The sequence below is a fragment of the Streptomyces sp. NPDC006510 genome (assembly GCF_040611955.1).
Classification (GTDB): Bacteria; Actinomycetota; Actinomycetes; order Streptomycetales; family Streptomycetaceae; genus Streptomyces.
Genome location: NZ_JBEXPH010000419.1, coordinates 1 through 2,104, shown reverse-complemented (window position 1 = coordinate 2,104; position 2,104 = coordinate 1). Strand labels below are relative to the sequence as shown.

Sequence of the window (2,104 nt, the reverse complement as noted above, 5' to 3'; positions counted from 1 at the left end):
GGCCCGTACCCCGAGCGGCTGCGGCAGCAGTTCGAGGGCGTGATCTGGCGGTTCAAGACGGGCGGCCAGTGGCGGGAGATGCCGGCAGAGTTCGGCGCCTGGTCGACCGTCCACAACCGCTTCCGCCAGTGGCGTGACGCCGGGGTCTTCGAGGCCCTGCTGGAGGGCCTGATCGCGGAAGCCGCCAAGCGCGGTGAGGTGGACCTGTCCCTGGTCAGCATCGACTCCACCACCGCCCGTGCCCACCACGACGCGGCCGGGATGCACCTCGACGAGGACATCGTCACCGCCCTGGAGAAAGCCGCCGCCAAGGAGGAGAGGGCCAGGTCAAAGGGGGCGGCCTCGAAGAACAAAGAGGGCGGGAGACCGAAAGCGATCCCGCGCGGGAAGAACGACGACGCGTCCGGCGCCGGCGCAAACTCCGGCTGAAGGCCGCCCTCCTCGGGCGCTCCAGGGGCGGGCAGACCAGCAAGGTCCACCTCGCCGCCGACCGCAAGTGCCGCCCGCTGGCGTTCATCCTGACCGCGGGCCAGGCAGCGGACAGCCCACAGTTCATCCCCGTCCTGAAGAAGGTGCGGGTGCGCGGGCCCGTCGGCCGCCCCCGCACCCGGCCGGACGCGGTCGCCGGAGACAAGGCTTACTCGTCTCGCGGCAACCGTGCCCACCTGCGCAAAAGCCGTATCAAGGCGGTCATCCCGGAGAAGAAGGACCAGGCCGCCAACCGGAAGAAGAAGGGCAGTGGAGGCGGCAGGCCCGTCAGTCACGACACCGAGCTCTACAAGGAACGGAACACCGTCGAGCGGGCGATCAACAGGATGAAGGCATGGCGAGGCATTGCGACCCGCTACGACAAGACCCCAAGGAGCTACCTCGCCGGACTCCACCTCCGCGCCTCGATGATCTGGATCAAGGACCTCACACGAGCAGCCCCTTGATCACAACCGAATACGCTCCCTAGAAGGCGGACCAGCTGGCGTACCTGCCGTGCTCGTCGCACTGCCTCGACTGCCAAGCACCTCGTCACCGCGGTCGTGCGCGTGCCGCCCTGACGCCGGGTTCACTGTGCGAGCCCAGGAAGGCGGTCTGCGAACCGATGGCCTGAGCGACGACTTCTGAGTGCGTCAGCTGAGGATGGTGCCCCGCGCCGGCAACCACTGTCACGGTGGCGTGCGGGAGAGTGTCCAGCAGCGACTGTCCCTCAACGGTGAGCGGATCGTTGGAGCCCAGGACGATGTGGACACGCCCTGGGTAGTGCTGCAGCTTGGCCTGGAGGTCGGCACGCCACTGCGGGTTCGCCGTGGCGGCCAGAAGCCCCGCGGCGGTGGCCCCAACGGTGCCGCGGCGAAGATCCGCGACAGCCGACCGGAGCGCGGCCGCGTGGCCCGTGGCGCCGGTCAGCCGCTCGGCCAGCGCCTCGGGGGGTGTCCGCCTCAGGTACCAGCGGGTCAGGGCCGGCCGCCTGGCGGTGCGGGGCGGGTGCCCCTGCAGGAAGAACGGTGACACCAGCGTGAGTTGATCCACCGCATCGGGATGGGCGGTCGCGGCGTCGATGGCGGCCGCGGCGCCGATGGAGTGACCCACCAGGTGACGGGCACCGGTCTCGGTGACCAGCGCGGTCAGCCAGGACTGCCAGTCCTCGCGGCGTCCGGCGCTCATGCCCAGCCCCGGCAGGTCGACGGCGCGCGCGTGCCCGACCGCCGTGACGACCGGCGCCCAGGTGTCGGCGTTGACCGGCAGACCGGGCAGCACCACCGTGGGTGCGCCTGCCTTGCCAAGCTCGAAAGTCCGTATCCCGCCCAGCTTGGTGAATCGTCTGTCACCTGCGGGGGCGTCGCCGAAGCGGTGGGCTGCAAGGTGGTCGGCCCAGCGGCGGATCGTCGTGGCGGTGTCCGGCATGGCCAGCCCGTGCCGGGCGGCGAAGGCACGGGCCGAATCGGTCGGGTAGCGGTCGGTCGACAAAAACGTCAGGGTCTCCGGATCAGCCTTGGTGAGCCACTGGGGCAGCCGCTTGAGCAGGGACACCGGGACCCGTGTCCTGGGTGCCTTGACCCCGTAGTGCTCCGCTATGAGCGTGAGCAGGTCGGGCAGTGCGGGCGTGCCGTCG

The 2,104-nt window shown here is 70.3% G+C and carries 1 protein-coding gene and 1 pseudogene; one reads left to right on the top strand and one right to left on the bottom strand.

The window, feature by feature from the left end:
- Window positions 1-935 (top strand): annotated as a pseudogene (locus ABZY11_RS44105) (IS5 family transposase); the annotation flags it as partial.
- Between the two features lie 85 nt (window positions 936-1,020).
- Here ABZY11_RS44105 and ABZY11_RS44100 read toward each other — a convergent pair.
- Window positions 1,021-2,104 (bottom strand): alpha/beta hydrolase (locus ABZY11_RS44100; RefSeq protein ID WP_356484563.1); only part of this gene is annotated, 1,084 nt, incomplete at its 5' end.